Source organism: Labrys methylaminiphilus subsp. lupini, from assembly GCF_051161885.1.
Taxonomy (GTDB): Bacteria; Pseudomonadota; Alphaproteobacteria; order Rhizobiales; family Labraceae; genus Labrys.
This window is the reverse complement of record NZ_JBMDIH010000002.1, coordinates 231,260-258,180: the sequence shown is the minus strand read 5'-3', so window position 1 is coordinate 258,180 and position 26,921 is coordinate 231,260. Positions and strand designations below refer to the sequence as shown.

Here is a 26,921-nt window from a genome sequence, read left to right as displayed (position 1 = left end):
CGCTAGCAATCGCTGCCAAAACTCGCCTGTCTTGCCCGAATTTGGATGAAGCTTGCGCATTTTTTCAATGCTGCAACACGGGGACTCTTGTCTTCGCGCCAGGGACGGGCCGACCATCGACTTTGCAGCGCATCGAGATGTCGAACACGACACCAGAAGGAGGAGGAAACCATGCGAGCTCTCAAGACACTGTGCCTTGGCGCGGTGGCGGCGTTCATCGCCGGCCTGCCGGCGCAGGCCGAAACCAAGCTCACCATCGCCACCGTCAACAACAACGACATGGTGGTGATGCAGAAGCTGTCGAAGGATTTCGAAGCCAAGAATCCCGACATCAAGCTGAATTGGGTGGTGCTGGAAGAAAACACCCTGCGCCAGCGCCTGACCACCGATATCGCCACCAAGGGCGGCCAGTATGACGTCATGACCATCGGCCTGTTCGAAGCGCCAATGTGGGGCGAGCGCAACTGGCTGACGGCGTTCGATGCCGTGCCCGCCGACTACAAACTCGACGACGTGCTCAAATCGGTACGCGACGGTCTGTCCTATGACGGCAAACTCTACGCCTTGCCCTTCTATGCCGAAAGCCAGATGACCTTCTATCGCAAGGATCTGTTCGACAAGGCCGGCCTGACCATGCCCGAGCAGCCGACCTGGAAGGATATCGATGGCTTTGCCGCCAAGATCCATGATCCCGATCACGGCGTCTATGGCATCTGCCTGCGCGGCAAGCCCGGCTGGGGCGAGAATATCGGCCAGATCACGCCGGTCGCCAATTCCTATGGCGCACGCTGGTTCGACATGGAGTGGAAGCCTCAATTCGATACGCCGGCCTGGAAGGAAGGCCTGACTGCCTATGTCGATCTTTTGAAGAAATATGGCCCGCCGGGCGCCGCCTCCAATGGCTACAATGAGAATCTTGCTTTGTTCGCCAGCGGCAAATGCGGCATGTGGGTCGACGCCACCGTCTCGGCCGGCTTCCTCAACGATCCCAAGCAGAGCAGCGTTGTCGGTAAGCTCGGCTATGCCCACCCGCCCTATGGCAAGTTCAACAAGGGCAACCACTATCTGTGGTCCTGGGCGCTGGCGGTGCCGGCTTCCTCCAAAGCACCCGATGCGGCCAAGAAGTTCATCTACTGGGCCACTTCGCCCGACTACATCAAGCTGGTCGCCGATTATTCGGGCATCGTCACCGTGCCGCCCGGCACGCGCCAATCGACCTATGACAATGCCGATTACATCAAGGCCGCCCCCTTCGCCAAGCTGACGCTGGACACCATCCAGACCGCCAACATGACGGACGCCACCCAGGAGAAGGTGCCCTATCGCGGCATCTCCTTCGTCGGCATTCCCGAGTTCCAGAGCATCGGCACCGCGGTCGGCCAGGAGTTCGCCGCCGTGATCGCCGGCAAGAAGACGGTCGACCAGGGCCTGGCGGCGGCCCAGTCGCTGACCCAGCGCGCCATGCGCCAGGCCGGCTATCCGAAGAAATAGGCCGAAACAAGCTTGCCGGGCGAACCGCCCGGCAATCCCTCAAGATGCGTTTTCTCTCCCGGAACGCATCTTCGGCGGCGCGATCCCGATCCTGCCTCAATCGGGATCGCGTCGCTAATCCCCGGAGAAAGGCGGGCGAGCAAGGGCTTTTGCCCGTCCCACCCCCCAGTTTCGTCGCGTTATTGCGTTTCCGGACCACAGACCGGATCGCCAAACGCGCCAGGATCGATCCGAAAGGAGCTCCATGGCCGTCGCCCTGTTCGCTCGCCACCGCGGCGTCGGCGTCGATACGCGTCCCCTGCTGGCGCCATCCGTCCTGTTGCTGTTCTTCTGGATGATCGTGCCGCTGGCACTGACGGTCTATCTGTCGTTCCAGCGCTATAATCTGAACTATCTCGACCAGTCCGGTTTTGCAGGCCTCGACAATTACCGCTATCTGCTCGAGGATCCGGGGCTGACGAATGCCATCCTCAACACCGTCATCCTGGTGGTGAGCGTGCTGGCGATTACGGTGGTGGTCGGCGTCCTCGGCGCCATCCTGCTTGATCAGCCGGTATTCGGCCGCGGACTGGCGCGCCTTTTGTGCATCGCGCCCTTCTTCATCATGCCCACGGTCGGCGCCCTGGTGTGGAAAAACCTGCTGATGCATCCGGTGAACGGGTTGTTCGCTTGGATCTCACGTTCCCTGGGCCTGCCGGTCATCGACTGGTTCAGCGACTATCCATTGCTATCGGTGATCATCATCGTGGCCTGGCAATGGATCCCGTTCGCCCTCCTGATCCTGCTGACCTCGCTGCAATCGCTCGACCGCGAGCAGATCGAGGCCGCCCGCATGGACGGCGCCAACGGGCTGCGGCTGTTTGCGCATATCATGCTGCCGCATCTCTACCGGGCCATCACCATCGTGGTGATGATCGAGACCATCTTCCTGCTCTCGATCTTCGCCGAGATCCTGGTCACCACCGCCGGCGGCCCGGGTGACGCCTCCACCACCCTGCCCTATCTGATCTACAAGACCGCCCTTCTCGATTCCGACATCGGCGGCGCCTCGGCCGGCGGCATGCTCGCCGTGGTTCTCGCCAACCTCGTCGCCATTTTCCTCATGCGCACGATTTCGCGCGCACTGGAGGATTGATCGATGGCCGTCTCGTTCACCCGTCGCATCATCGTCAGCGTGCTGTGCTGGCTGTTCACTCTGGTGCTGTTCTTTCCCATCCTGTGGATGATACTCACCGCCTTCAAGACCGAGCAACAGGCCATCGCCACGCCCCCGATCCTGTTCTTCCAGCCGAGCCTGCACAATTTCGAGGAGATCCTGGAGAGCGCCGACTATCTCCACTTTTTCGCCAACAGCGTGATCATCTCGGTCGGCTCGACAGTGCTCGGCATCCTCATCGGCCTGCCGGCGGCCTACGCCCTCGCCTTCTTCCCGGGCCCCCGCGCCAAGGATCTGATGATGTGGATGCTGTCCACCAAGATGATGCCGGCGGTGGGCGTGCTCGTGCCGATCTATCTCCTGTTTCAGTGGGCGGGATTGCTGGACTCGCTCGCGGGGCTGACCGGCCTCTACACGCTGATCAACCTGCCGATCATCGTATGGATGCTCTTCACCTTCTTTCGCGACGTGCCCAAGGAGATCCTGGAAGCGGCGCGCATGGACGGCGCCGGCCCTCTCAAGCAATTCGTGTGGATGCTGCTGCCAATGACCATGCCCGGCATCGCCTCCACGGCGCTGCTGGCCATCATCCTGTCCTGGAACGAGGCGTTCTGGAGCATCAACCTCACGGTGACGCAGGCCACGCCGCTCACCGCCTTCATCGCCCGCTTCTCGAGCCCCGAGGGCCTGTTCTGGGCCAAGCTTTCCGCCGCTTCGCTGATGGCGATCGGCCCCATCCTGATCTTCGGCTGGCTCACGCAGCGCCAGCTCGTCCGAGGTCTCACCTTCGGCGCCGTCAAGTGACGGCGCTACCACTCAAGTATTTTCCTGATCGAGAAGTCGATAGATTTCTCGATCAGGAAAAACACGTCGAAACAAAGAGTTCGCGAGAAGGTCGATTGGAAGAAATCGCCCCTTCTCTCGCCTGGAGGATATTGCAGCGATGTATTTGAAGAAATTCGACCTATCCGGCCAGTCGGCCTTCATCACCGGCGGCGGCCGCGGCATTGGGCTCGCCAGCGCCGAGGCCTTGCTGGAGGCCGGCGCCAAGGTGGTGATCTCCGATCTCGACCCGGCCGTGCTCGCCAGTGGCCGGGAGGCGCTGACCGCCAAGGGCTGGACCGTCGATGCCGTCGAGCTCGACGTCACCGATGCCGATGCCGTCGGCAGGGCCGCGCGCGAGGCCAATGAACGCCATGGCGGCGTCGACATCCTGATCGCCAATGCCGGCATCGCCTGGCCGGATACCGGCGGCGAGGACATGACCGACGAGGTCTGGCGCAAGGTGATCGATGTCGACCTCAACGGCTGCTACTGGAGCTGCCGCGAATTCGGGCGGGCGATGCTGCAGCGTGGCAAGGGCTCCATCGTTACGCTGGGCTCGATGTCCGGCCTCATCTCCAACAAGCCCCAGCGCCAGGTCCACTACAATGCCGCCAAGGCCGGCGTGCACCACATGACCAAATCGCTGGCCGGCGAATGGGCGCCCCACGGCGTGCGCGTCAATGCCGTGGCGCCGACCTATGTCGACACGCCGATGTCGCGCGGCGGCTTCGACAAGCCGGACCTGTTTCCGGTGTGGATGGAGATGACGCCGATGAAGCGCGTGGCGCGCGCCGACGAGATCGCTTCGGCCATCCTGTTCCTGGCCAGCGACGCCGCGAGTGCCATGACGGGTGCCGTCGTCGTCGTCGATTGCGGCTACACCATCTGGTAGCCGCTCTCGCGTCCATCTGGAGTGCAGTTCCCCCGCTCCCGGTGGACGCGATACCCCCTGTTTGTGGAAGACCCTCGTCTCCGCCGTCAGGCCTGGCCTGCGACCAGCTTCACGCCGATGCGGTCGGCCAGCCCTGTCAGCTCGGTGAGGGCTTCGCCCGAGCCGAGAAGGACACGCTGCCCACCCACTGGAGCCAGGACATCGTCGGGAAGGCGATCGCCGAACAGGACGAGGGCGAGGGCGCGGTCGTCCTGCCGGGAAATCCAGCACAGGCCCTGCGCCTCGGGAAGAGCCGCATGGAAGGCCGCGGCCCAGGCACGCGTGCCGGGATAGCGGTCCTTTTCCGTATCGATGAGCTGGGTCCGGCGTACCCCGAGGCGGCGCAAGGCCGTCGCGCTGAGATCGACGAGCAGGAGATCCTGCCGTGGCTCGAGCCGGGAATGCACCTGGCCGGCAAGCCTGGCCTTGTCGAGCGTCTTCAGGCGCGCGGTGAAGGGAACGTCGTGGAAGACGGTCTCCATGGCGGCGCAGTCGAAGGAGGTGCCGCCATAAAGGGTGGGGATCGGCGCACCCTCCTCGTTCTTGATCGGGCTGAAGCGGGCATTGCCGGCAAGACCGGGATTGAACTGGGCCGGCCCATATCTGTCGACGTGAATCCGGTGGAAGACCTGGCCCTTGGGCCAGGTCTTCAATGTCGTCTTGGCGGCAAGCTGTGATGGCGGTGCAGGTGTCAGCGGGCGTGCCTTGGCAAGCCTCAGCGCGCCCCTAGCCATGCAGCACGCCCTCCATTTCGTCGCGGGCCGCCGCAATGACCCGCTCGGGCTCCCTCAGCAGCAGGTCCTGGGGACGCTCCCCGCCCAGATAGCTGTTGTCGGAGGCGAACCAATAGGCCGCCCCCCAGCCATCCTTGGCCTGGCCGAAGATCTTCAGCACCTCGCCCAGCGGCCTGACCGGCCGATAGCCGGTCGAGGGATCCAGGCCGTAGCCGGGGAAATAGTCGATACCCTGATGGCGGATGGCGAAGATCTGCCCGTCCTTCTTCCACTTGTTGGGCTGGGCACTGGGATTGGTCGCGCTGAACCCCGCCACCTCCGCAACCTGGGCAGCAGTGAGCCATTCGCCTTCCTCCAGCACGGCCTTGCGGGCCTCGGCCGTCATCCGAGCTTCGGCCAGCATATGCTGGGGCAACGGCACCTGGGGCACCAGGGCCTCGATGATCGACTGGAGGGCGGCCTTCTCGCGTCGGGCCATGATTGCGCCAACGAGCGGGGCGATGCTCTCGAACGTATGGGCGAGCACCTTCGCCGCCGGGGAACTGACCTGGTCCAGCGTCACGGCGATGACCTGCGTCCCCTTGGCGCCGAGATGGCCGAGGCCGTCGCGCACCTCTTCCGGGGTCCCCGTGATGGTGGTGACCCCCGACAATGCCTTGAGTGCCTGGGCGGTCGTCATGTCGTCAGCTCCAAATCCGAATTATTATGGTTATCTATATAGCATGATAACCCATCTCATCAAGGAGACTCCGTCCAAGCAGCGGCCTTGCCCCGTCGGCATGCCACGGTTTTCCCAAAGCAGCGTTTCGGAAAATGCGAATTCCCGTCTTTACGGCGGATCGCTAGCCTTCGAGCGTCGAAGCAGAGCCGCTTCCGGGGATTTGCCCAATGACATGGACACAGCCTATCCAGCATGAGCAATGGCAGGCGGCAGGCCACGGCGGCTTGCGCCACGTCGCCGATTGCCTGCCCGCTGGAGACCCCGACCGCGGCGCCGTGCTGCTGCTCGGCAATTTCGACGGCTTCCATCGCGGCCACCAGGCCTTGCTCGATGCCGCCGAGATCATTGCCGGCGGGGACCTGCCGATCGCCGTGATGTCCTGCGAGCCCCATCCGCGCAGTTTCTTCTGCGCGGCGGATTCTCCCTTTCGCCTGACCACCCCTGCGACGAAGGCCCGTCGCTTTGGCGCCCTGGGGCTCGACTACGTCTTCTCGCCGACCTTCGATGCAGCCTTCGCCTCGCTGACACCGGCGGAATTTGCCCACAGGATCCTCAAGCAGGCTCTCGGCATCAGCCACGTCGTCGCAGGCGACGACTTCCGCTTCGGCCGGTCGCGAGCCGGCGACGCCGACCTGCTCACCCATCTCGGCAGGTCCCTCGGCTTCGGCGTGACCTGCGTCCCGGAAGTCTCGGCCAATGCCCGGCGCTGCTCGTCCAGCCAGGTTCGCGCCTTCCTACGGGCTGGCGACCTCCGGGCGGCCAATGCCCTGCTCGGCACGCCCTGGCTGGCCGAAATCGTCCCATCAGGCTCCCAGCTTACCCTTTCCCCCTGCTCTGCCGGCCGCCCGCCGGCTTCTATCTGTGCAGAACCGACAGCGGCATCCGGCGTCTTCATCTGGCCGCCGATGGAGCGATCGCCTCGGATCGAGGCGCGGCGCTGGCACCGGGCCTCCTCCGCTTCCTCGATCGGCTGGCCTGACCGGCGCCGGCCGCCACCGAAATCCCTGCCCCAACGAAACTGGACCGTCATGGCCGTCGAACACCTTGCCCGCACCACCTATGCGACATTGCCCTGGAAGAACGGGCGCGGGGAAACCGACGAGATCTATCTTTCGCCGCCAGGCGGCTCGCGCAACGATTTCGAGGTGAGGATCAGCAGCGCCCCGATCATCGAGGACGGCGCCTTCTCGAGCTTTCCCGGTGCGGAGCGGGTGATCACCCTGATCGAGGGCGAGGAATTGGAGCTCGACTTCGGGAACTCCAGGCATCGGCTCCTGCCCTTCGCGCCATTCCGCTTCGATACCGGCCTTGCCCCCATCGGCAGGCCGGTCAAAGGGCCCGTGCGGGTCTTCAACGTCATGGCCAGCCGCCGGCGCTGGCGCCACGTCGCGCAGAAGGTGCTGGCCGCCCCCAGCGACTATGAAATACCGCCCGACGATCTCGTCATCGTCTTCGCTGCCAGCGGGACATGGAGCCTGAAGCCCGTCACGCAAGCCCCCCTCCAATTGGCGACACGCGATACGGCGTTGCTGAGCGCAGAAGGACCGGCATGCCTTGCAGCCCAGAACGGCCGTGAGGCACGCGCCATTGTCCTGCAGATGAGGTCCATGGCGATTTGATATGATTCAGGCGATCGCCATCGCCCGCTTGTGCTCGGCGACCTCGGCCAGCAGCCAGTCCTGGAACAGGCTGGCGCCCTGCTTATTACCCACGCTGCGGCGCCGAAAGAGATAGATGCCGGCCGGATAGACATGGCGGGCGGGGAACGGGGCGACCAGCCGGCCCTGCTCCAGCAAATCCTGCGCCATCATGGTGTCGGCGAGGGCAATGCCGACGCCGTTGATGGTTTCACGCATGATCAGCGTGCAATCATCCATGATGGTGCCGGATTTAGGCGGGCTGTAGGCCACGCCTTCCTGCTCGAACCAGCGCATCCATCGCGTGGTTTCGCATTCGTGTATCAGATGATGATGGACCAGATCCGCCGGCGAGCGCAGCGGCAGCGGGCCCTCCAGCAGTGACGGGGCGCAAACCGGCGTCAGCACCAGCGGGATCAGCAGCGTCAAGGCGGGACCGGCCTTGTAGTCGAACTCGTCGACGATGGCCAAGTCGAAATTGGCGCGCTTGCCCGAGGTCATCACCTCCAGATCCACGGAGGGATGCTCGCGGCGAAAGCCCGGCAGCCGGTCGGCCAGCCACAGATTGAGCACCGGGGGCACGCATAGCACCCGCACGCGATGCGCCTTGCCCTGGCGTGGGCCGTCGTGAAAGCTGACATCGTCCGTGGCCCGCCAGATCGCCTCGAAGGCCTCCGACAGGCAGCGCGCATAATAGGACCCCCGCGTCGTCAGGGTAACCTGGCGAAACCCGCGTTCGAACAGTTCCTGGCCCAGCGTGGTCTCGAGGGTGCGGATGTGGCGGCTGATGGCGGAGGGGGTCAGATGCAGCTCTTCGGCCGCTTCCTTGAGGCTGCCGAGGCGCGCGGCGGCCTCGAAAGCGCGCATGCCATTGAGTGAGGGGAGTGCCATGCGCCGATGATGAATTGTCAGATGAGTTTTTGTCAACCGACGTGGTCGAAATTGGCGTTTGATCGCCTGCCGTCTTCAAGGATACCGAAGAAGGACCAAGTCGTCACGACAAAGCGACCACAGGGGACGTCGGCACCGCACCGTCGCCAAAGGCGGTCGCGGCTCTGCGCATGCGCCAGAACTTCGGATCGAACGGCAAGGGCCGTACGCCGGAGCGAGGATATGCGCCAGGAGACAGTCCCCGCGCGTGTCGCTGCAATAAGGGAGTCCTCCGTCCGATGCCGCAATCTCCAGTGCCTGTGTTCGAGCCGGCAGACGGGATCTCCTCCGCAGCCGCCACCATCGTGGTCCTGCAGCCTGCCGGGCAGGAACTCGGCCCTCGGGCAGCGGCCTTGGACGCCGAAATGGGCGGCCTTCTATCCCGGGTCTGCTCCGATCCGATCTCCCTCGCCGCATCCGGCACCTGCACCGACATCATCGCACCGCTCGCGGTATCGGTCCGGCGGGTGATCGTGCTGGCGCTGGGTCAGGCCGGAGCGCTCAATGCCCTGTCCCTGGCGCGAGCCGGCGGCGCGCTTGCCGCGCATCTGGAAAGCAAGGGCATCGGCGAGGCGACGCTCGTCCTCGATCCCGTCGCCGGCACCAGCCTGTCCGGGGCGGAAATCCTGGCACGCGTCGCGCTCGGCGTCCGGCTGCGCCGCTACCGCTTCGACCTGCGCAACACGCGTCCAGTGGCGCAGGCGGATCAAGCCTGGCGGCTGGAGCTTGTCGGCGCCGGCAAGACCGAACTCACGGCGGCGCTGACCCGCGCCAATGCCATCGCCGATGGCGTCGACTATGCCCGCACCCTGGTCAACCTGCCGCCGAACCATCTTCATCCCGACAGTTTCGCCGGTCATCTGGAGGCCTTGCGCCAGGCCGGTATCGAGGTCGAGATTCTCGATGCGGCCCGGCTGCAGGAGCTCGGCATGAACGCGCTCCTGGCCGTCGGTTCCGGCTCGGCCCGCGCGCCGCGGGTGGCCGTGCTGCGCTATCGCGGCAAGGGCTCGGGCGAACAGCCCCTCGCCTTCGTCGGCAAGGGCGTCTGCTTCGATTCCGGCGGCCTTTGCATCAAGGGCGGCGCGCAGATGTTCGACATGAAGGCCGATATGGGCGGCGCGGCCGCGGTGGTCGGCCTCCTGCTGGCGCTTGCCCGGCAGGGCAGCCCCGTCCATGCCGTGGGCGTGCTCGGCATCGCCGAGAACCTGCCTTCGGGCACCGCACTCAAGCCGCGCGAGATCATCACGACGGCCTCGGGCCAGACCGTAGAGATCTTCGATACGGATGCGGAGGGGCGCCTGCTCCTGGCGGACTGCCTCCATTATGCCGCCTCGCGCTTCGAGCCCTCGGTGATCGTCGACTTGGCTACCCTGACCTATTCGGTGATGCGGGGCCTGGGGTCGGTCTTCGCCGGCCTGTTCAGCACCGATGACGCCATCGCCTCCCAGATGATCGCAGCCGGAGAAACGGTCGGCGAACGGTTCTGGCAATTGCCGCTCGACCGCGCCTATGACGAGGGATTGTACTCGCCCTTCGCCGACCTCAGGCACCATGCCAAGGACATGGAAGACGGCGACGCGCCCTATGCAGCCGCCTTCCTGCGCCATTTCACGCAGGACCGCCCCTGGGTCCATCTCGACATCGCCGGCAAGGAACTGGCCGAGAGCGACCGTCCCTTGGGCCGGCAGGGCGCCACGGCCTTCGGCGTGCAGATGCTGGAAGAATGGGTCCATAACCAGAATGGGAAGCACAATGTCGCTTGAGATCACCAGCCGGGACGGCCGGGCTAGCTTCCAGGGCTACGAGACCTGGTATCGGGTCAGCGGCGAGTTCGGGGGCGCCAAGGCCCCGGTGGTGATCCTGCATGGCGGACCGGGCGTCGCCCACAATTATGTCGATGCTTACAAGCTGCTCGCCCGCGACGGACGCGCCGTCATCCACTACGACCAGTTGGGTTGCGGCAATTCCACCCTGTTGCCGGAGAAAGGCGCCGAATTCTGGACGCCAGCGCTCTTCATCGACGAGCTCGAGAACCTGGTCGACCATCTCGGCATTCGTGCCGGCTTCCATGTGCTCGGCCAGAGCTGGGGTGGCATGCTGGGTGCCGAATATGCCGTGATCAGGCCTGAGGGTCTGAAGTCGCTGACCATCGCCAATTCACCGGCGTCGATGAAATTGTGGGTGGAGGAAGCCAACCGCCTGCGCGCCGACCTGCCCCTCGACATACAGGAAACGCTGACCCGGCACGAAGAGGCCGGCACGACGGAGGATGCGGAGTATCATGAGGCGACCATGGTCTTCTATGAGCGCCATGTCTGCCGTGTCGTGCCCTTCCCGCCCGAGGTGGCGGCAAGCTTCGCCCAGGTGGCACGCAATCCTACCGTCTACAATGTGATGAACGGCCCCAACGAGTTTCATGTCATCGGCACGTTGAAGAGCTGGAGCGTCATCGACCGCCTGCCCGCCGTCGAGGTGCCCACGCTGATCCTCTCCGGACGCCATGACGAAGCCACCCCCGCGACCGTGCAGCCCTACAAGGACGGCATCAAGGGATCGCGCTGGGAAATATTCGAGCATTCCAGCCACATGCCGCATGTGGAAGAACAAGAAAGATGCATGCGGGTGGTCGGGGACTTCCTGGATCAACACGACAGTTGAACTGTCAAGAAGAGGGGATCGACAATGAAGAGACTGCTTTTGGCTGTTGCAGCCACGGCCTTGCTGGCCGGCTCCTGGCTGGCGCCGGCACAGGCCGAATATCTCAAGGAACATCGCGGCGGCACCATCCGTCTGCTGGCCCGCTCCGCAGCCGGAACCCTCGATCCGCATATCAACTACACCGACCAGGGCTGGCAGATGTACCAGCCTGTTTATGACGGGCTCGTCATCTTCCGCAAGGCGGAAGGCAAGGACGGCTTCGAGGTCGTGCCGGATCTGGCCGAGGCCCTGCCCGCGGTCAGCAATGAGGGCAAGACCTTCGCCTTCAAGCTGCGCAAGGGCATCAAGTTCTCGAACGGACAGGATCTCGGCGTGAAGGATGTCGTCGCCTCCTTCCAGCGCATCTTCAAGATTTCCGGCCCGACCTCCGGCACCTTCTATGCAGGCATCGTCGGGGCCGACAAATGCCTGGCCGATACCAAGAGCTGCACGCTGGAAGGCGGCATCGTCGCCGACGAGGCCGCCGGCACGATCACCATCAATCTCACCAAGCCGGATGCCGAGCTCCTCTACAAGCTCGCTCTGCCGCATGCGGTGATCCTGCCTGCGGATACGCCGGCCGAAGACATGGGCTCCCGGCCCATCCCCAGCACCGGCCCCTACATGATCTCGGCTTTCGACCCCAACAAGGGCATGACGCTCTCGCGCAATCCCCATTTCAAGCAATGGAGCGAGCAGGCCCAGCCGGACGGCTATCCCGACGCGGTGCAGTATGATTTCGGCCTGTCCGAGGAAGCCGCCGTCACCGCGATCCAGAACGGGGAAGCGGACTGGATGTTCGATCCGCTGCCGAGTGATCGTCTCGGCGAACTCGGCACCAAATTCAAGGATCAGCTCCATATCTCGCCGCTTTCGGCATGGTGGTACGCCCCGCTCAACACCCGCTTGGCTCCCTTCGACAATGAGAAAGCCCGCCAGGCCGTGGCCTTTGCGATCGACCGCAACACACTGGTCAAGCTGTTCGGCGGCAAGGTGCTGGCCACGCCGGTCTGCCAGGTCCTGCCGCCGGATTTCCCCGGCCATGAAGACTATTGCCCCTTCACCAAGAATCCCGGCGCTAAATGGTCGGCCACCGATCTCGACAAGGCCAAACAGCTCGTCGAGGAATCCGGCACCAAGGGCCAGAAGGTCACCATCATCGTCGAGGACACTGCCATTTCGCGCTCCATCGGCGTCTATCTGCAGAGCGTGCTGACCAGCATCGGCTATGTCGCGGACGTCAAGCCGATCTCGACCAACATCCAGTTCACCTACATCCAGAACACCAACAACAAGGTGCAGATGTCGGTCAGCCAATGGTACAAGGATTATCCGGCGGCTTCGGACTTCCTGAACATCCTGTTCGGCTGCGCCTCCTTCCGTGAGGGCTCGGATGCCTCGATCAACATCTCCGGTTTCTGCGACAAGGAGATCGACGCCAAGATGCAGAAGGCGCTGGACCTGGGTGTCACCGACCAGAAGGCTGCCGACAAGATGTGGGCCGAGATCGACAGGCAGATCACCGACAAGGCGCCGGCCGTCGGCCTCTTCACGCCCAAGCGCCTCGACTTCGTCAGCAAGCGCGTCGGCAATTTCAAGTTCAACCCGCAGTTCAACTGGATGGTCACGCAGGCCTGGGTTCAGTGACACACTTCGAGGAAACCTCCGTGGCGAATGACGTCGTCGCCATGCCACGCCGATCGCGAGGGCCCTGGGCCCTCGCTTTCGTGAAGCTGAGACGCAACAAGGCGGCCATGGCATCCCTGGGGCTGTTCCTGCTGATCGTGGCTGCCTGTCTCAGCGCACCGCTCTATGCGCGCTGGGCCGGGGTCGATCCGTTCGCCTCCACGCTCGACGCCGTCATTCAGATCGATGGCGCCGAGGTACCGGTGATGGAGCAGTCGACAGAGGGGCTCGGGCTCGGCTACACGCCGCTCGGCCCGACCTGGCGGCTCGGCAATTATTTCCTCGGCGCCGACAGCCAGGGGCGCGACGTCATGGCCCGGATGCTCTATGGCGGCCTCTCTTCGCTGATGATCGCGGGGGCCGCCACCATCTTCACGCTGATCTTCGGCACGGCCGCGGGCCTGATCGCCGGCTATTTCGGCGGCATCGTCGACACGATCCTGTCGCGCTTCCTCGACGTCCTCTGGGCGTTTCCGATCTATCTGCTGGCAATTTCACTTTCCATCGTCACCATCGCGCAGGGCATTTCGATCGGGCCGATCGTGATCGAATCCGGCAGTCTGTGGCTGCCGATCATCATCATCGGTATCGTCTATGTGCCCTATGTGGCGCGCCCCATTCGCGGGCAGGTGCTGTCGCTGCGCAAAAGTGAATTCGTGCTCGCCGCCATCAATCTGGGCGTGCCGGGACGGCGTATCCTGTGGCGTGACATCCTGCCCAACATCACCACCACCCTGATCGTCTTCGTGCCGCTGATGATGGCGCTGAACATGCTGACCGAATCGGCACTGTCCTTCCTGTCGATCGGCGTGCAGCCGCCCGCCGCGAGCTGGGGCACCATCATCCAGGACGGGCAGGCGCTGCTCTATACGCGCCCCATGGTGGCGCTGGCGCCGGGCATCGCGATCGCCCTTTCGGTGATGGCGCTCAACGTCTTCGGCGATGGCCTGCGCGACGCGCTCGACCCGCGTTCCAAAGTTCGACTGGGGCGCGACTGATGATCTATGCCATCCTGCGCCGCTTCGGCCAGATGCTGTTCGTGATGTTCGGCATCTCGGTCATCGTCTTCCTGATCTTCTTCGCCACGCCCGGTGCCGATCCGGCGGCTCGCATCGCCGGCCGCAACGCCTCACCCGAGGTGCTGGAGGCCGTGCGCCACAATTTCGGTTTCGACCAGCCGCTCTATGTCCAGTACGGCCTGATGATGAAGAAAATCTTCGTCACCGGCGACCTGACCTCCTTCGTCAATCGCGGCTGGAAGGTGGTGCCGGCGGTGCTGGACTCCATCCCGGTCACGCTCTCGCTGGTGTTCGGGGCAGCGATCCTGTGGGTCGTGGTCTCCGTCATCATCGGCATGATCGCCGCCGCCACGCGTGACAGCTGGATCGACAGGCTCCTGATGGCGGCGGGGCTGATCGGCATTTCCATGCCGGTCTACTGGCTGGGCGAGGTGATGAACCTGATCACCCAGAGCCGCTATCACGACACCTGGCTGTTCGGCTGGGTGCCGCCGCTCGGCTACAAGAATTTCTTCGACGATCCCAAGGGCTGGTTCCTCACTTTGGTCATCCCCTGGGTCACGCTCGCCGTGCTCTATATCGGCATCTACGGGCGCGTGCTGCGGGCGGCGATCATCGAATCCCTGCAGGAGGACTACATCCGCACGGCTCGCGCCAAGGGCCTGTCGGAAACGCGCATCCTGCTGCGCCATGCGCTCAGGACCTCGCTGATTGCCTTCATCACCCTGTTCGGACTCGATTTCGGCGCGCTGGTGGGAGGCTCCGCTTTGCTGACGGAGGTGGTGTTCGGCCTGCATGGCATCGGCAAGCTCACCTATGACGCCCTGCAGAACCTCGATTTGCCGATGATCATGGCAACCGTGATGTATGCCTCCATGTTCGTGGTCGTGGCCAACGCCGTGGTCGATTTCGTCTATATTCTCCTCGATCCGCGCGTGAGGACGTCATGATGCTGTCCGTACGCGATCTTCGGGTTTCCTTCCGCACCGATGACGGCCTGGTGCGCGCCATCGACGGGGTTTCCTTCGACCTCGCCGAAGGCGAGATCCTCGGCGTCGTCGGCGAATCCGGCTCCGGCAAGACCGTGTCGCTGCTGGCGGTGATGGGCCTGATCACCGATCCCAACGCGAGGATCGAAGGCTCGATCCGCTACAAGGGCCGCGAACTGGTGGGCCTGCCCGCGCGCGAACTCCGGCGCCTGCGCGGCAACGAGATCGCCATGATCTTCCAGGATCCGATGACGGCGCTGACGCCGGTCTACACCATCGGCTGGCAGATCGCCGAGCAGATCCAGGCGCATCGCAAAATCAGCAAGGCCAAGGCGCTCGAGCGCGTGGAGGAATTGCTGGCGGAGGTGAATTTCCCCAATCCGCGCGAGGCGATGTCGCGCTATCCCCACCAGCTTTCCGGCGGCATGCGCCAGCGGGCTGTGATCGCCATGGCTTTGTCCTGCGACCCGGCCCTGCTGGTGGCGGACGAGCCCACCACGGCGCTCGACGTCACCGTGCAGGCCGGCATCCTCGATCTCGTGCGCAAGCTGCGCTCGACCCATAATTCGGCCGTCGTCTTCATCACGCACGACATGGGCGTGGTCTCCGAACTCGCCGACCGGGTCATGGTCATGTATGCGGGACGGGTGGTGGAGCGCGGCAGCCGGGCGGAATTATTCTCCGATCCGCGGCACCCCTATACGCGGGCGCTCCTGGGTTCGATCCCGCCTTTGACCGGCGAGAAGCCGCGCCGCCTGCCGGCCATTCCCGGCTCACCGCCTTCGCTGCTCAGGCTGCCTGAGGGCTGCGCCTTCGGTCCGCGCTGCCCGGCGCGCTACGAACCCTGCCTGATGGACAAGCCCAGCCTCGGCAGCGGCACCCACGCCGCCGCCTGCTTCCGGGTGGCGCAAGCATGAGCGGACAGATGATCGAAAAAAATCGGCCGATCCTCGAAACGCGCGCGCTCGGCAAGCGCTTCTCGATCGGCAACCGCTTTTCCGCCGAGGGCAAGCGCACAGTCCATGCGGTCGACAATGTTTCCCTGACGGTGGGACACGGGGAAACCGTCGGGCTCGTCGGCGAATCGGGTTGCGGCAAGTCCACGCTGGCTCGCTGCCTGGTCCGGCTCTACGACATCTCCGAGGGCCAGCTCATCTTCGAAGGCGAAGACATTACCGGCACGTCGCTGGCCAAGCTCAGGCCGCTGAGGCGCCGGCTCCAGATGGTGTTCCAGGATCCATCGGCTTCGCTCAACCCGCGGCGGCGCGTCGGCGATCTGGTGGCGGAGCCGCTGCGCATCCACACCAAACTGTCGTCGGCGCAGATCGCCAAGCGCGTGGCTGAGCTGTTCGATCTCGTCGGGCTGCTGCCGGATCACGTCATGCGCTATCCGCACGAGTTCTCCGGCGGCCAGCGCCAGCGCGTCGGCATTGCCCGCGCCATCGCGCTCAATCCGGACCTGGTGGTTCTGGACGAGCCGGTCTCGGCGCTCGACGTCTCGGTGCAGGCACAGATCGTCAACCTGCTCGCCGACCTGCAGGAGAAGCTGAACCTCACCTATATCTTCATCGCCCATGACCTCTCTGTCGTCCGCCAGGTCTCGACCCGCATCGCGGTGATGTATCTGGGTTCCATCGTCGAGGAAGGTCCGGCCGAAGAGGTATTCGCCACGCCGGCCCATCCCTATAGCCAGGCCCTGATTTCGGCGGTTCCCATCGTGGAGACCACGCCGAGCGGAACGCGCAAGCGCATCATCCTCACCGGCGATGTGCCAAGCCCGCTCAACCCGCCGCCGGGCTGCCGCTTTCACCCCAGATGCCCGGTCGCCCAGGACCTGTGCCGTTCGGAGCGCCCGCAGATGCGGGACTACAGCCCCGGTCGCAAGGTCGCGTGCCACTTCCCGATCGCGTCTTAAAGCAAGATGCACAAGGATTTGTGCTGCCCTCAGCCGAAACGGGCGATGGCGAAGTCGACGAAAGAGCGCAGCTTCGGGGTGATGCGGCGGTCCGGAGCATAGAGGATGTTCATGACCCGAGATGGGGGCTCGTAGCCCTCCAGCAGCCGGATCAAGCGTCCGGCTTCGATGTCGCTCCGCACCAGGGACGCCGGCTGGAGCATGATGCCGAGGCCGGCCAATGCGGCCGTGAGCAGGGCCTGGCCATTATTGGCTAGGAAGCGATAGGACAGCTCGACCGTCTCCAAGCCTTCGGGACCGGCAAAACGCCATTGGTCACGCGTATTTCCATGCATGAAGCCGAGGCTCTCATGCTTATCGAGGTCGGCCGGCTTTTCGGGATGGCCATGCGCCGCAAGATAGGCCGGCGCCGCGCAGACGGTGAACGTCATGGGCCGCAGTGGCCGGGCTATCAGGCTCGAATCGGCAAGAGGGCCGACGCGGAACACGGCGTCATACCCTTCGTCGATGAGGTCGACGACGCGATCGGACAGTGTGAGCTCGACATCGACTTCGGGATGGGCAGCCAGATAGTCCGGCAGGGCATTGGCGAGTTCATGCGCGCCGAAGGTCACCGGGGCGTTCACCCGGATCTGACCGCGCGGGGTGCCGCGTGTCTCGGCAGCCAGCACTTCGGCCGCCTCGACCTCGGCCAGGATGGTGCGAACCCGCTCGTAATAGCTGCGCCCGATCTCGGTGACGCTTTGGCGCCGGGTCGTGCGGTTGATCAGCTTGACGCCGAGGTGATCCTCCAGCAGGCGCACATGCTTGCCCACCATCTGCGAGGACATCGACAGCGCGTTGCCGGCCGCCGAGAAGGACCCCGCCTCCACGGCCTTGGCGAACACGCCCATGCTGGTGAAGCGGTCCATTAATTTGAAATCATTCGTTTCAAGTCTAGCGATCGACTCCCCATTTATCACAAAATGAAGTGAGATCATAAAGGACGGCGATACCGCAATACCGTCCACTCAGGAGATACCGTTCATGTCCGTCCAACGCAGAGTCGTCGTCAGCGAATATGGCGCGCCCACCGTGATGAAGCTCGAGACGCGGGATCTGCCCGCGCCCGGCGCCGCCGAGGTTCAGGTCAGGCACACGGCGATCGGCTTCAATTTTATCGACATCTACCAGCGCAAGGGTATCTATCCGCTGCAATTGCCGAGCGGGCTCGGCTTCGAGGCTGCCGGCGTGGTGGAGGCGGTCGGCCCCGGCGTCAGCGACCTCAAGGCCGGCGACAGGGTTGCTTATATCAATGCGGGCCTGGGTGCCTATGCGGATCGGCGCAATGTCCCGGCCGACAAGCTGGCGATCCTGCCTCCCTCGGTCAGCGACCAGGCGGCCGCGACCTTGTTCTTCAAAGGCATGACGGCGCAATATCTGCTGCGCAAGACTTACGCAGTCCAGCCGGGCGATCTCCTGCTGGTCCACTCGGCTGCCGGGGGTGTCGGCCAGATCCTCACGCGATGGGCGACGGCACTGGGGGCGACCGTCATCGGTACCACCGGCTCGCCCAGCAAGCGCGAGGCCGCGCTCGCCGCCGGATGCCAGGCGGTGATCGATCTCAACGATCCCGCCTGGCCCGAGGCCTTCCTCCAGGTGACCGGCGGCCGCAAGGCCCGCGTGGTCTATGACGCCGTCGGCAAGGATACGCTGATCAAATCGCTCGACTGCGCCGCTCCCTTCGGGCTGGTCGTCTCTTATGGCGCGGCCTCCGGCCCGGCCCCCGCTATCGACCTCGACCTTCTCAACAAGAAGGGCGGTCTGTTCATCACCCGCCCGTCGATCTTCGCCCACAATGCCGACAGCGCCAGCTTCCGTGCCAACGCGGCCGATTTCTTCGATGCAGTCGCCAAGGGGCATGTGAGCGTGGATATCGGGCAACGCTTCTCGCTCGATGAGATCGCCATGGCGCATGAAGCCGCCGAGGCCCGCCAGGTCGTCGGGGCCATCCTGATCACGCCGTAGGAAGGCAACGTTTTAAAATGACGGTAGAGCGAGATGATCAATCCAGCAGGTAAGCACGATGCTTGTGCCGCCTCTCCCCGTTTACGGGTATCGTCCATTCCTTTTGGAATGGACCGGGATAGAGCTAAGGGACAGCAGCAAGCGTTCAATCTGTAAGGTCGCGCAGCCCCTCATCGTTCCTTCTCCCCGAAAACGGGGCGAAGGACCACCGGCGTCGCGCCTTTCGTCCTATCTCACCGCTTTGCAAAACGCTTCGCGCACAGATCGGCGAAATGCCGGGCCGCAGGCGAAAGCTCGCGCTCGGCACGATGGGCCAGCACGATGCGGTTCTCGCGGTGCTTGCCGGTCAGAGGGCGGGTCACCAGATTGAGCCCGTCATAGCTCATGTCCGAGGCCGGCTTGGTCGCCAGGATCGAATAGCCCAGGCCATGGGCCACCATGCCGCGCACCATCTCGAAGGAGATCGAGCGATAGGCGATCAGCGGCTTGATGCCGGCGTCTTCCAGAATGCCGGTGAAATAGTCCCGGCTGGGCGGGGCATCGAGCAGGATCATCGGCTCGGCGGCGAGATCCTCGGGCGCCACCTCGCTCTGATGGCAGAGCGGATGATTGGCTGAGAGCAGGACATAGGGTGTCAACTCGCCCAAGGATAGCTTTTCGAACTCGCCGCCCAGGTCGAAATCATAAAGCAGCGCCAGTTCGCTCTCGCCCGCCAGCAGGCTTTCGCGCAGGCGCCGATGATCGCCTTCGATCAGCTTGACGCCGATGCCGCCCATCTCGCGGATAAGCGAGGGCATGAGATAGGGCCCGAACGTGTGGAAGCAGCCAATCACCAACCGGGCTGTCTCGCCCGCCAGCCCCGCGCGCAGCGAACTCGCCCCTTCGATCCGGTTCGACGAACCATAGGAACGATTGGCATAGATCAGCGGCGAACCGTGGCGGGAGAGATGGATATCGCGCACTTCGCACAAGAAGATGTGGTGCGTGCCGACCTTCTCGCTCGATAAGAGCTTGCAGTCGAACGCCACCAAGGGATCGGCGATGCGCGGCGCGCCGGTCGATGCGGTCACCCATTCGGTGCATTCGAACTTGTCGCCGATCTCGTCGCGAAAACGGCCAGCGAAGACATCCGAGATATAGGACTGGTCGTCCCGCAGGACGTTGACGCACAAAACGCCGTTCTCGACGATCTTGGCCGCCGCCGGGCTGAGATGGTGGACGCAGACCAGCATGGTGGGCAGATCCGTATCCGCCGAGACGGAGGCCATGGCCGAGACGGTCACCCCTGCCCGGCCGGCCGGCCCGTCGGTGGAGACCACGTTCACGGTGCAGGCGGCCTGGCTCATGCCGCCGAGGAATTTCTCGCGCACCTTTGGATCGATCTCCACGCCCATCCGCGCTCTCCTGTTGGTCTTGAAGCCGGTGTCACCCCGGCCTTCCGCCGATCGATCCTTCCGGAAATCGTCGGCGCTGGAAAATATGGAATTCCGCTGCACGGGTTCGGAAAAGCCGCAGCACGACGATCCGGACTGGTCAAAGCCGATCTAGAGATAGAGGTGATGTACCGTGTCGTTGGCGAGCAGGTCCTTGCTGGTACCGCTCGCTGCGATCTGGCCGCGCACCAGCAGATAGCCGCGATCGGCGATCGACAGCGCGGTCTCGGCATTCTGCTCGACCAGCAATACGGTCTTGCCCTGGTCGCGGATGCGCCCGACGATGTCAAAATATTCGTCGATGAGCTTCGGCGAGAGGCCGAGCGAGGGCTCGTCCATCACAACCAGTTGCGGATCGCCGATCAAGGCGCGGGCCAGGGCCACCATGGCCTGTTCGCCGCCCGACATCGTCCCCGCTCCCTGCGTCAACCTCTCGCGAATGCGTGGAAACAGGCCGGCCATCGCCTCCAGCCTGTCCCCGAACGGTACCCGGCATCTGGCAGCGTCGAAGGCGAGCTTGAGATTCTCGCGCACATTGAGGGTCGGGAAGAGTCGGCGCCCTTCGGGGACGAAGCCGACTCCCAGCGACGCCAGCCTTTCGGTGCCAACCGCGGCCACGTCCTTGCCCAGGATGCCGATCGAGCCCGTGTCGAGCTTGAGGAGGCCGCAGATGGCATTGAAGGTCGTGCTCTTGCCGGCACCGTTCGGCCCGAGCAGGCAGACGAGTTCACCCCTGTTCACCTGAAGCGAGACATTGCGGAGCATAGGCACCGGCCCATAGCTGGTCGAGACGGATTTGAGTTCAAGCATGACCGGCCTTGTGTCCGAGATAAGCCTGCTGGACGCGCGGCAGCTGCCGCACCTCCTGGAAGTCGCCGTCGGCGATCTTCCGGCCGTAATCGATGACGGCAACCCGGTCGGGCAGCGCCCTCACCAGACGCATGTCGTGTTCGATGATCAGGAAGGACAGGCCGGCTCGCCGGGCCATCACGGAGCGGATGCTTGCCATCAAGGCATCGGTGTCGCGATCGTCCATGCCCGAGGAAGGCTCGTCGAGCAGGATCACCTTCGGGTCGGAAGCAAGCGCTCGGGCAATTTCCAGGCGGCGGCGGTCGGCCTGGGGCAGCGTGCCTGCCAAGGTATGGCGCCGTTCGTAGAGGTCGGGCGAGATGGAGCGGATCAATTCGCCCGCGCGCTCGGCAGCCTCGTCGAGTTCGGCGCGTGCCTTGCCCGGACGCAGCAGCGCCGTGAGCACGCCTGTGCGGGTGCGGCAATGCATGCCGATCACCACATTGTCGACCAGCGTCAGGTCGTTGAACAGCCGGCTCGACTGGAAGGTACGGGTGATGCCGGCGGCTGCGATGCGGTGGGCGGGGTTGCCGGTAATGTCGCGTCCTTCCAGCGCCACCGTGCCCTTGGAGGGCCGGTAGATGCCGGTGATGACGTTGAACAAGGTGGACTTGCCCGCCCCGTTTGGCCCGATGATGCACAGGATCTCCGAGCGATCGAGCCGGAGGTCGACCCCGTCCACCGCCGTCAGCCCGCCGAATTTGATGGTCAGGTCCCGGGTCTCCAGAAGCGTCTGGTTTATGACCGGCTCCCTCATGGCTGGCCCCCATAGTTGCGCGCGCGCTGCGGGAAGAGGCCCTGGGGCCGCAGGATCAGGAAGGCGATCACGATGATGCTGACGAAGAGCAGGCGGTAGTCGGAGAACACCCTGAGCTTTTCAGGCAGCAGCGTCAGCAGGAAGGCACCGATGATCACGCCGAGCGTGTTGTCCATGCCGCCCACGATCACCATGGTCATGATGGTGACCGACACCACGAAGGTGAAATTGTCGGGCGAAATGTAGCTCACATAGAAGGCGTAGACGGTGCCGGCGAAGGCGGCGAGGAAGGCATCGACGCCGAAGGCCAGGATCTTGTACCAGACCACGTTGATGCCCTGGCAGCGCGCCGCGAGCGGGTCGGCCCTCAAGGCATTCCAGGCCAGGCCCACCCGGCTGTGGTGGAGGCGTCCCGCCGAGAGGATGGCAAGACCCACCAGCGCCGCCGAGAGATAGTAGAAATTGGCCTGGCTCGGCAGCTTGTAGCCGAAGACATAGAGGGGCTTGATGAAGGAATGCCCGAAGAAGGTCGGCGCGGGAATGCCGACTAGGCCGTTGGGCCCTCCTGTCCACGACAGGTTGTTGAGCAATTGCTGGACGACGATGCCGAAGGCGATGGTTACTAAGGCAAGGTAGCTTTCCTTGGTCCGCATGGAGGGGAAGCCGAGCGCAAAGCCGAACAAGGTCGCCACCACCGCCGAGATCGGCAGGGTCAGCCAGAAGGAAATGCCGAAATTGATCGCCAGCAGCGCCGAAGTATAGGCACCAATGCCATAGGAGGCGCCCGTTGCGAAGTTCGGAATATTGGCGCTGCCGAGCTGGAAATTGAGGGCGAGTGCCAGCACCGAATAAAGCTGGGCCACGATGAGCAGATGCAGCGCGTAGCTGCTGCCCTGCATGAAGAAGGGAAACGCCAGGACGATGGCGATGCCGAGGACAGTGGCGCTGGTGCGATAGCGCCGGAAGGCCGCGATGATATGCTCCTCGATCTGCGGCCTGAGCTGCAGGGCGGCGAAGCCGGCCCCGAGCAACGCCAACAGGGCGACGATGATCGAGGTCCGTTCGGCCAGGAGCAAGGTGCCGAGCAGAACGGCCCCGATGAGTTCGACGCCGAGAACGGTGACCAAGGCGCCGAAGGAAGTGCCGGCGCGCGCCTGCGATAGATTATGCGTGGTGGCGGCCATGGCTCACACCTTCTCGAAGACAGGCTTGCCGAGCAGGCCCGAGGGTTTGAACACCAGCACGCAGATCACCAGGACGAAAATGCACACCAGGCGATAGGAGGCTCCATCCGCCAGCAAAGCCTGCGCCAGCATCTCGATGCCGGCGATCAGGAGACTGCCGAGGATGGCGCCCTGCATCGAGCCGAGGCCCCCGATCACGGCCGCCGAAAAGCCGATCAGGCCGAGCTGGATGCCGAAATCGAAGCGCACCACGCCGGCATGGCTGGCATAGAACAGGCCACCGATAGCGCCGACCGCCGAGGCGAGCAGGAAGGTGGCGGCGAACATCCGGCTCGGATTGATCGCCATCAGGCGCGCCGTGTTGCGGTCTTCGGCGACGGCCCGGATGCGCATGCCAAGCGGCGTATGCCGCATCAGGGCAAACAGGACCGCCACCATCGCGATGCAGAGGACGATCACGGTGAGACTGAAGGCCGGTACCGTCAGGCCAAAGAGCGAGATTTCGCCCGTCACCAAAGCGGGAAACGGCTTGGGGTTGCTGCCTTGCGGATAGAAAGTGCGGATTAGCTCGCGCACCACGGTGCCGAGCGCCACGGTGGCGACCAGGGCCATCATGGCCGGGGCGTTGCGAAAGCGGCGGATCACCAGCCAGTCGAGCAGCACGCCGAGCAGGCCGACAAAGGCGATCGCGATCAGGCAGGCAATCAGGGCGGCCGGCACAGTATCGAAGCCCAGCATGCCGCCGGTCAGGATCTGGATCATCGCCAGGGCGACGAAGGGCGCGGTGATCGAGACGTCACCATGCGAGAAATGGATGACATTGAGCACGCCGAACAGCAGGCTGAACCCCAAGGCCACCAAGGCATAGATACTGGCCAACACCAACCAGTTGAGCAGATATTGCGCGAGCAGCGCATCCATAGAATTCCCCTCCCGCCTCGTTTGCCGAGTGTCCGGTCTTCTTTTCTAGGCATAGGCGGGGCAGCGATGAAAGCCGGCGCTGCTTAGGCATTTCTGAGGCAGTGCTTCAAAAATTGCGACTTCTCGCTTTCGCAAAAACTTCGCACCCTTGCCTTCGTCCTCGGACAAAGCCGACCGGCCACGGACTCTCAAACAAGAAGACAAGTCCAGGCATCCCACCCGTGGTCCGGCGTACCATCGAGCAAGGGAATAGACATGACCATCTTCAACGCACGCCGGCGCCGCCTTCTCGGCAGTGTGCTGCTGGCGACCGCCATGGCGTCACTGCCGACGCTGGCCTTCGCCAAGGACACCATCAAGCTCGGCTTCCTCGGCCCGCTCAGCGGTGGCAACGCGCCCCAGGGCCTGGGCGCCCGCAATGGCTTCCTGCTCGCCATCAAGCAGGCCAATGAGGGCAATTATCCCTATACGGTCGAAGGCGTGGCGCTCGATGATGCGTCCGACCCGCAGACCGGCGTGTCGGCCGCCATGAAGCTGGCTAACGATTCAGCGGTGGTGGCGGCCACGGGCCATTGGAACAGCCCTGTGGCGCTCGCCACCATCCCGGTCTTCCATCGCTTCGAGATGCCGATGATCGTGTGGGGCGCCATCGGCCCGAAGATCACCGAGCAGAACCTGGCCGAGATCACCCGCGTCACGCCCACGCTCGTGGCCGAGAACAAGCCGCTGGCGGACTGGGCCTTCAAGACGCTGGGCGCCAAGAAGATCGCCATCGTGGCCGATACCTCCGACTATGGCGTCTCCAATGCCGATGTCTTCAAGAAGTTCTTCGGCGATGCCGGCGGCCAGACCTCCTCGACCGACCTGCTGCCTGTCGGCACCACGGATTTTCGCACCATCCTCACCCGCATCAAGGGCGAGGCGCCGGATGCCATCTATTTTGGCGGCGTCATCACCGAGGCCGGCATCCTGCGCAAGCAGATGGCCGAACTCGGCCTGACCTCGCCGATGATCGGCATCTCCGGCTTCTACGACCCCGAATTCATCGCGGTTGCCGGCAAGGCCGCCGAGGGCACCATGGTGAGCTATCCGGCTTCCCAGTCGAACCCTGCCCTGACCAAGATGGAGGCCGACTACAAGGCCCAGAACTACGCCGAGGCGCCCAGCCCTTACACCAAATATGCCTATGAGGCGACGCAGATCCTCCTGAAGGTGATCGCCGACAACGGCATCGAGGACAAGGCCAAGTTGGCGCAGGCCATCCGCTCGATCAAGCATGACGGCGTGCTGGGAACTACCTCGTTCGACGATCACGGCCAGACCCAGATCCCGGTCGAGATCGAGATCAAGGTCGTCAAGGACGGCGCCTGGACCACCAAGACCAATTAACCGGCTGTCGCTCACCGGTGTCGGCCGCAATGGCCGGCACCACCAACCTGCCGCATCACGGGGCGAGCCCTGCCTGCCCTGATCGACGGTTCGCGCCTTCAACGAGGCGCCCAAGCAAAGCGGGCCTCACCCGCCGCACACCTCGCGACATGCCTTCATGTCGCAGAAAACTTCGAAGGAAAGACGATGCTCAGAACGGGGCAGCAATACAGGGATTCGATCCGGGACGGCCGGCGTATCTGGATCAATGGCGAGCGCGTCAAAGACGTCACCGCCCACCCCCAATTCAAGCCGCTGGTCGACATCCGCGCGCGCATCTACGACCTCGCGCATGAGGACGCCACCCGCGACATCCTCAGCTATGAGGAAAACGGCGAGCGCTATTCCATCGGCCTCAAGCTGCCCCACAGCCAAAGCGATTGGCACGCCAAACGCCTGGCTACCGACACCGTCCTGGAGGATGTCGGCGGGGTCGTCACCCGCGTCGGCGACGAGACGGCCGGCGAGATGTGGTCGCTCTATGACGGCCAGGACATCCTGAACGAGGTCGACCCGCGCTTCTCCGTCAATATCCGCAACCACATCCAGCGCGTCGTCGACCGGGACCCCTTCCACGTCTCGGCCAACACCGATCCCAAGGGCGACCGTTCCAAGCGGCCACAGGACCAGGATCCGGACATGCTTCTGCATGTCGTCAAGGAGACCGATGCCGGCATCGTGGTGCGCGGGGCCAAATACGAGACCGCGGCAGCCTATGCCAACCAAGCCTTCACCAAGCCGACCATCGCCAATTGGGGCAATTCGGAACTGTCCGACTATGCCGTCGGCTTCGTATGCGACTTCTCTTCCCCCAATCTGAGCTTCATCGCCCGCACCGGCTTTGCCGGCCGGGCCCCGGCCGAGGACTATCCGCTCGCCAATCGCTTCGATGAGGTCGACTGCCTCGTCATCTACGACAATGTGCTGATCCCCTGGGAAAACGTGCTGTTCTACCAGCACACCAAGGCGGCCGCCTTCATCCGCGCCACGCTGCATCGCTATTCGGCCTTCGCCTTCGTGCAGCGCAATCTCAAGCTCGCCGACATGCTGATCGGCGCGGCCCTGTGGAACGTGCGCCAGACCGGCCTGGAAAACCAGCAGGCGGTCCAGGAAAAGCTGGCGACGCTCGCCTGCTACCGCGAGGGCATCAACGCACATCTGACCGCCTCGATCACCAATGCCGAAAAGAGCCCGGGCGGCCTGATGATGCCCAACCAGTCTCTCTTGATGACGGGGCGCGTGCATGCCTGCTCGCAGCTCCACCACATGATGCATATCGCCCGCGAGCTCTGCGGCGGCCAGATCTGCGTCACGCCCGATGCCGCCAGCTTCGCCGACGAGGAAGCCGGCGTCTGGCTGAAGAAGTACTACACGCTCAACGAGAACTGGGACAGCAACGACCGGCGCAAGCTGCTGGCTTTTGCCCGTGACCTGCTGAACTCCGACTATGCCGGCCACCGGCTCACCTTCCAGCTCTTCGCCCAGTCGCCACCCTTCGCCCATCTCGGTGCCGTCTACCGCAATTTCGACTGGAACGACGCCCTGCGCTTCACCAAGAAATCCGCCGGCCTGTCGGACCGCATCCTCACCGCCCAGCGCTAATTCGGCACC

Annotated in this window: 24 protein-coding genes; 15 read left to right on the top strand and 9 right to left on the bottom strand. The window is 64.1% G+C overall.

The annotated features are described in order from the left end of the window. Nucleotides 1-171 precede the first annotated feature (171 nt). The 4 genes from ACN6KF_RS26850 to ACN6KF_RS26835 all read left to right on the top strand — a co-directional run bounded on the left by ACN6KF_RS26850 (nucleotide 172) and on the right by ACN6KF_RS26835 (nucleotide 4,364). Nucleotides 172-1,491 (top strand): ABC transporter substrate-binding protein, encoded by a 1,320-nt coding sequence (locus ACN6KF_RS26850; protein ID WP_434959977.1) that lies wholly within the window; start codon nucleotides 172-174, stop codon nucleotides 1,489-1,491. Between the two features lie 244 nt (nucleotides 1,492-1,735). Continuing rightward, on the top strand, nucleotides 1,736-2,626 hold the full coding sequence (locus tag ACN6KF_RS26845; protein ID WP_434959976.1) for a carbohydrate ABC transporter permease: 891 nt from the start codon (nucleotides 1,736-1,738) through the stop codon (nucleotides 2,624-2,626). 3 nt (nucleotides 2,627-2,629) lie between these two features. Next, nucleotides 2,630-3,451 (top strand): carbohydrate ABC transporter permease, encoded by an 822-nt coding sequence (locus ACN6KF_RS26840; RefSeq protein ID WP_434959975.1) that lies wholly within the window; start codon nucleotides 2,630-2,632, stop codon nucleotides 3,449-3,451. Between the two features lie 139 nt (nucleotides 3,452-3,590). Further along, the gene (locus ACN6KF_RS26835) at nucleotides 3,591-4,364 is read left to right on the top strand and encodes an SDR family NAD(P)-dependent oxidoreductase (RefSeq protein ID WP_434959974.1); all 774 of its coding nucleotides are present in this window, start codon (nucleotides 3,591-3,593) and stop codon (nucleotides 4,362-4,364) included. An 86-nt stretch (nucleotides 4,365-4,450) separates the two neighbouring features. On the opposite strand, the gene ACN6KF_RS26830 is transcribed toward ACN6KF_RS26835, so the two are convergent. Both ACN6KF_RS26830 and ACN6KF_RS26825 read right to left on the bottom strand, forming a co-directional pair. After that, complete coding sequence (locus tag ACN6KF_RS26830; protein ID WP_434959973.1) at nucleotides 4,451-5,137, bottom strand: RES family NAD+ phosphorylase; 687 nt, start codon at nucleotides 5,135-5,137, stop codon at nucleotides 4,451-4,453. Then, the gene (locus ACN6KF_RS26825; protein ID WP_434959972.1) at nucleotides 5,130-5,816 is read right to left on the bottom strand and encodes a hypothetical protein; all 687 of its coding nucleotides are present in this window, start codon (nucleotides 5,814-5,816) and stop codon (nucleotides 5,130-5,132) included. Before ACN6KF_RS26825 ends, ACN6KF_RS26830 begins: the two co-directional genes overlap by 8 nt. Nucleotides 5,817-6,025: 209 nt before the next feature. On the opposite strand from ACN6KF_RS26825, the gene ACN6KF_RS26820 reads away from it, so the two are divergent. Further along, a complete protein-coding gene (locus tag ACN6KF_RS26820; RefSeq protein ID WP_434959971.1) occupies nucleotides 6,026-7,477 on the top strand; it encodes a HutD family protein in 1,452 nt (483 codons plus the stop codon). 6 nt (nucleotides 7,478-7,483) lie between these two features. Here the strand turns inward: ACN6KF_RS26820 and ACN6KF_RS26815 are convergent, their stop codons facing one another. Beyond that, nucleotides 7,484-8,386, bottom strand: coding sequence for a LysR substrate-binding domain-containing protein (locus ACN6KF_RS26815; protein ID WP_434959970.1), 903 nt, complete (start codon nucleotides 8,384-8,386; stop codon nucleotides 7,484-7,486). Between the two features lie 278 nt (nucleotides 8,387-8,664). Between ACN6KF_RS26815 and ACN6KF_RS26810 the strand changes: the two genes are divergently transcribed. Genes ACN6KF_RS26810 through ACN6KF_RS26780 form a run of 7 tightly spaced genes read left to right on the top strand, consistent with a single transcriptional unit; the run spans nucleotide 8,665 to nucleotide 16,731 of the window. Further along, nucleotides 8,665-10,188 carry a leucyl aminopeptidase gene (locus tag ACN6KF_RS26810; protein WP_434959969.1) on the top strand — a complete coding sequence of 508 codons (1,524 nt, stop codon included), beginning with the start codon at nucleotides 8,665-8,667 and terminating at the stop codon, nucleotides 10,186-10,188. Next, complete coding sequence (locus ACN6KF_RS26805) at nucleotides 10,178-11,083, top strand: proline iminopeptidase-family hydrolase (RefSeq protein ID WP_434959968.1); 906 nt, start codon at nucleotides 10,178-10,180, stop codon at nucleotides 11,081-11,083. Before ACN6KF_RS26810 ends, ACN6KF_RS26805 begins: the two co-directional genes overlap by 11 nt. A gap of 24 nt (nucleotides 11,084-11,107) precedes the next feature. Beyond that, on the top strand, nucleotides 11,108-12,769 hold the full coding sequence (locus tag ACN6KF_RS26800) for an ABC transporter substrate-binding protein (RefSeq protein ID WP_434959967.1): 1,662 nt from the start codon (nucleotides 11,108-11,110) through the stop codon (nucleotides 12,767-12,769). A gap of 20 nt (nucleotides 12,770-12,789) precedes the next feature. After that, on the top strand, nucleotides 12,790-13,806 hold the full coding sequence (locus ACN6KF_RS26795) for an ABC transporter permease (protein ID WP_434959966.1): 1,017 nt from the start codon (nucleotides 12,790-12,792) through the stop codon (nucleotides 13,804-13,806). Further along, nucleotides 13,806-14,777 (top strand): ABC transporter permease, encoded by a 972-nt coding sequence (locus ACN6KF_RS26790; protein ID WP_434959965.1) that lies wholly within the window; start codon nucleotides 13,806-13,808, stop codon nucleotides 14,775-14,777. The genes ACN6KF_RS26795 and ACN6KF_RS26790 overlap by 1 nt, the downstream gene beginning before the upstream one ends. Next, nucleotides 14,774-15,733 (top strand): ABC transporter ATP-binding protein, encoded by a 960-nt coding sequence (locus ACN6KF_RS26785; protein ID WP_434959964.1) that lies wholly within the window; start codon nucleotides 14,774-14,776, stop codon nucleotides 15,731-15,733. The genes ACN6KF_RS26790 and ACN6KF_RS26785 overlap by 4 nt, the downstream gene beginning before the upstream one ends. An 8-nt stretch (nucleotides 15,734-15,741) precedes the next feature. Beyond that, nucleotides 15,742-16,731, top strand: coding sequence for an ABC transporter ATP-binding protein (locus tag ACN6KF_RS26780; RefSeq protein ID WP_434959963.1), 990 nt, complete (start codon nucleotides 15,742-15,744; stop codon nucleotides 16,729-16,731). Nucleotides 16,732-16,760: 29 nt separating this feature from the next. Here ACN6KF_RS26780 and ACN6KF_RS26775 read toward each other — a convergent pair whose 3' ends face one another. Then, nucleotides 16,761-17,642, bottom strand: a complete 882-nt coding sequence (locus ACN6KF_RS26775; RefSeq protein ID WP_434959962.1) for a LysR family transcriptional regulator — start codon at nucleotides 17,640-17,642, stop codon at nucleotides 16,761-16,763. A gap of 115 nt (nucleotides 17,643-17,757) precedes the next feature. Here ACN6KF_RS26775 and ACN6KF_RS26770 point away from each other — a divergent pair, with 115 nt between their 5' ends. After that, on the top strand, nucleotides 17,758-18,738 hold the full coding sequence (locus ACN6KF_RS26770) for a quinone oxidoreductase family protein (protein WP_434959961.1): 981 nt from the start codon (nucleotides 17,758-17,760) through the stop codon (nucleotides 18,736-18,738). A gap of 233 nt (nucleotides 18,739-18,971) precedes the next feature. On the opposite strand, the gene ACN6KF_RS26765 is transcribed toward ACN6KF_RS26770, so the two are convergent. The 5 genes from ACN6KF_RS26765 to ACN6KF_RS26745 all read right to left on the bottom strand — a co-directional run bounded on the left by ACN6KF_RS26765 (nucleotide 18,972) and on the right by ACN6KF_RS26745 (nucleotide 23,882). Then, on the bottom strand, nucleotides 18,972-20,132 hold the full coding sequence (locus ACN6KF_RS26765) for a LysR substrate-binding domain-containing protein (RefSeq protein ID WP_434959960.1): 1,161 nt from the start codon (nucleotides 20,130-20,132) through the stop codon (nucleotides 18,972-18,974). Between the two features lie 150 nt (nucleotides 20,133-20,282). Beyond that, nucleotides 20,283-20,981 (bottom strand): ABC transporter ATP-binding protein, encoded by a 699-nt coding sequence (locus ACN6KF_RS26760; RefSeq protein ID WP_434959959.1) that lies wholly within the window; start codon nucleotides 20,979-20,981, stop codon nucleotides 20,283-20,285. Next, nucleotides 20,974-21,777 (bottom strand): ABC transporter ATP-binding protein, encoded by an 804-nt coding sequence (locus tag ACN6KF_RS26755; RefSeq protein WP_434959958.1) that lies wholly within the window; start codon nucleotides 21,775-21,777, stop codon nucleotides 20,974-20,976. Before ACN6KF_RS26755 ends, ACN6KF_RS26760 begins: the two co-directional genes overlap by 8 nt. Then, entirely contained in the window at nucleotides 21,774-22,961 is a 1,188-nt protein-coding gene (locus ACN6KF_RS26750) for a branched-chain amino acid ABC transporter permease (RefSeq protein ID WP_434959957.1), read from the bottom strand. The genes ACN6KF_RS26755 and ACN6KF_RS26750 overlap by 4 nt, the downstream gene beginning before the upstream one ends. A 3-nt stretch (nucleotides 22,962-22,964) precedes the next feature. Continuing rightward, entirely contained in the window at nucleotides 22,965-23,882 is a 918-nt protein-coding gene (locus tag ACN6KF_RS26745; RefSeq protein ID WP_434959956.1) for a branched-chain amino acid ABC transporter permease, read from the bottom strand. A gap of 255 nt (nucleotides 23,883-24,137) precedes the next feature. Here ACN6KF_RS26745 and ACN6KF_RS26740 point away from each other — a divergent pair, with 255 nt between their 5' ends. Beyond that, a complete protein-coding gene (locus ACN6KF_RS26740) occupies nucleotides 24,138-25,271 on the top strand; it encodes a branched-chain amino acid ABC transporter substrate-binding protein (RefSeq protein WP_434959955.1) in 1,134 nt (377 codons plus the stop codon). A 186-nt stretch (nucleotides 25,272-25,457) separates the two neighbouring features. Next, nucleotides 25,458-26,912 (top strand): 4-hydroxyphenylacetate 3-hydroxylase family protein, encoded by a 1,455-nt coding sequence (locus ACN6KF_RS26735; RefSeq protein WP_434959954.1) that lies wholly within the window; start codon nucleotides 25,458-25,460, stop codon nucleotides 26,910-26,912. Nucleotides 26,913-26,921: the final 9 nt, after the last annotated feature.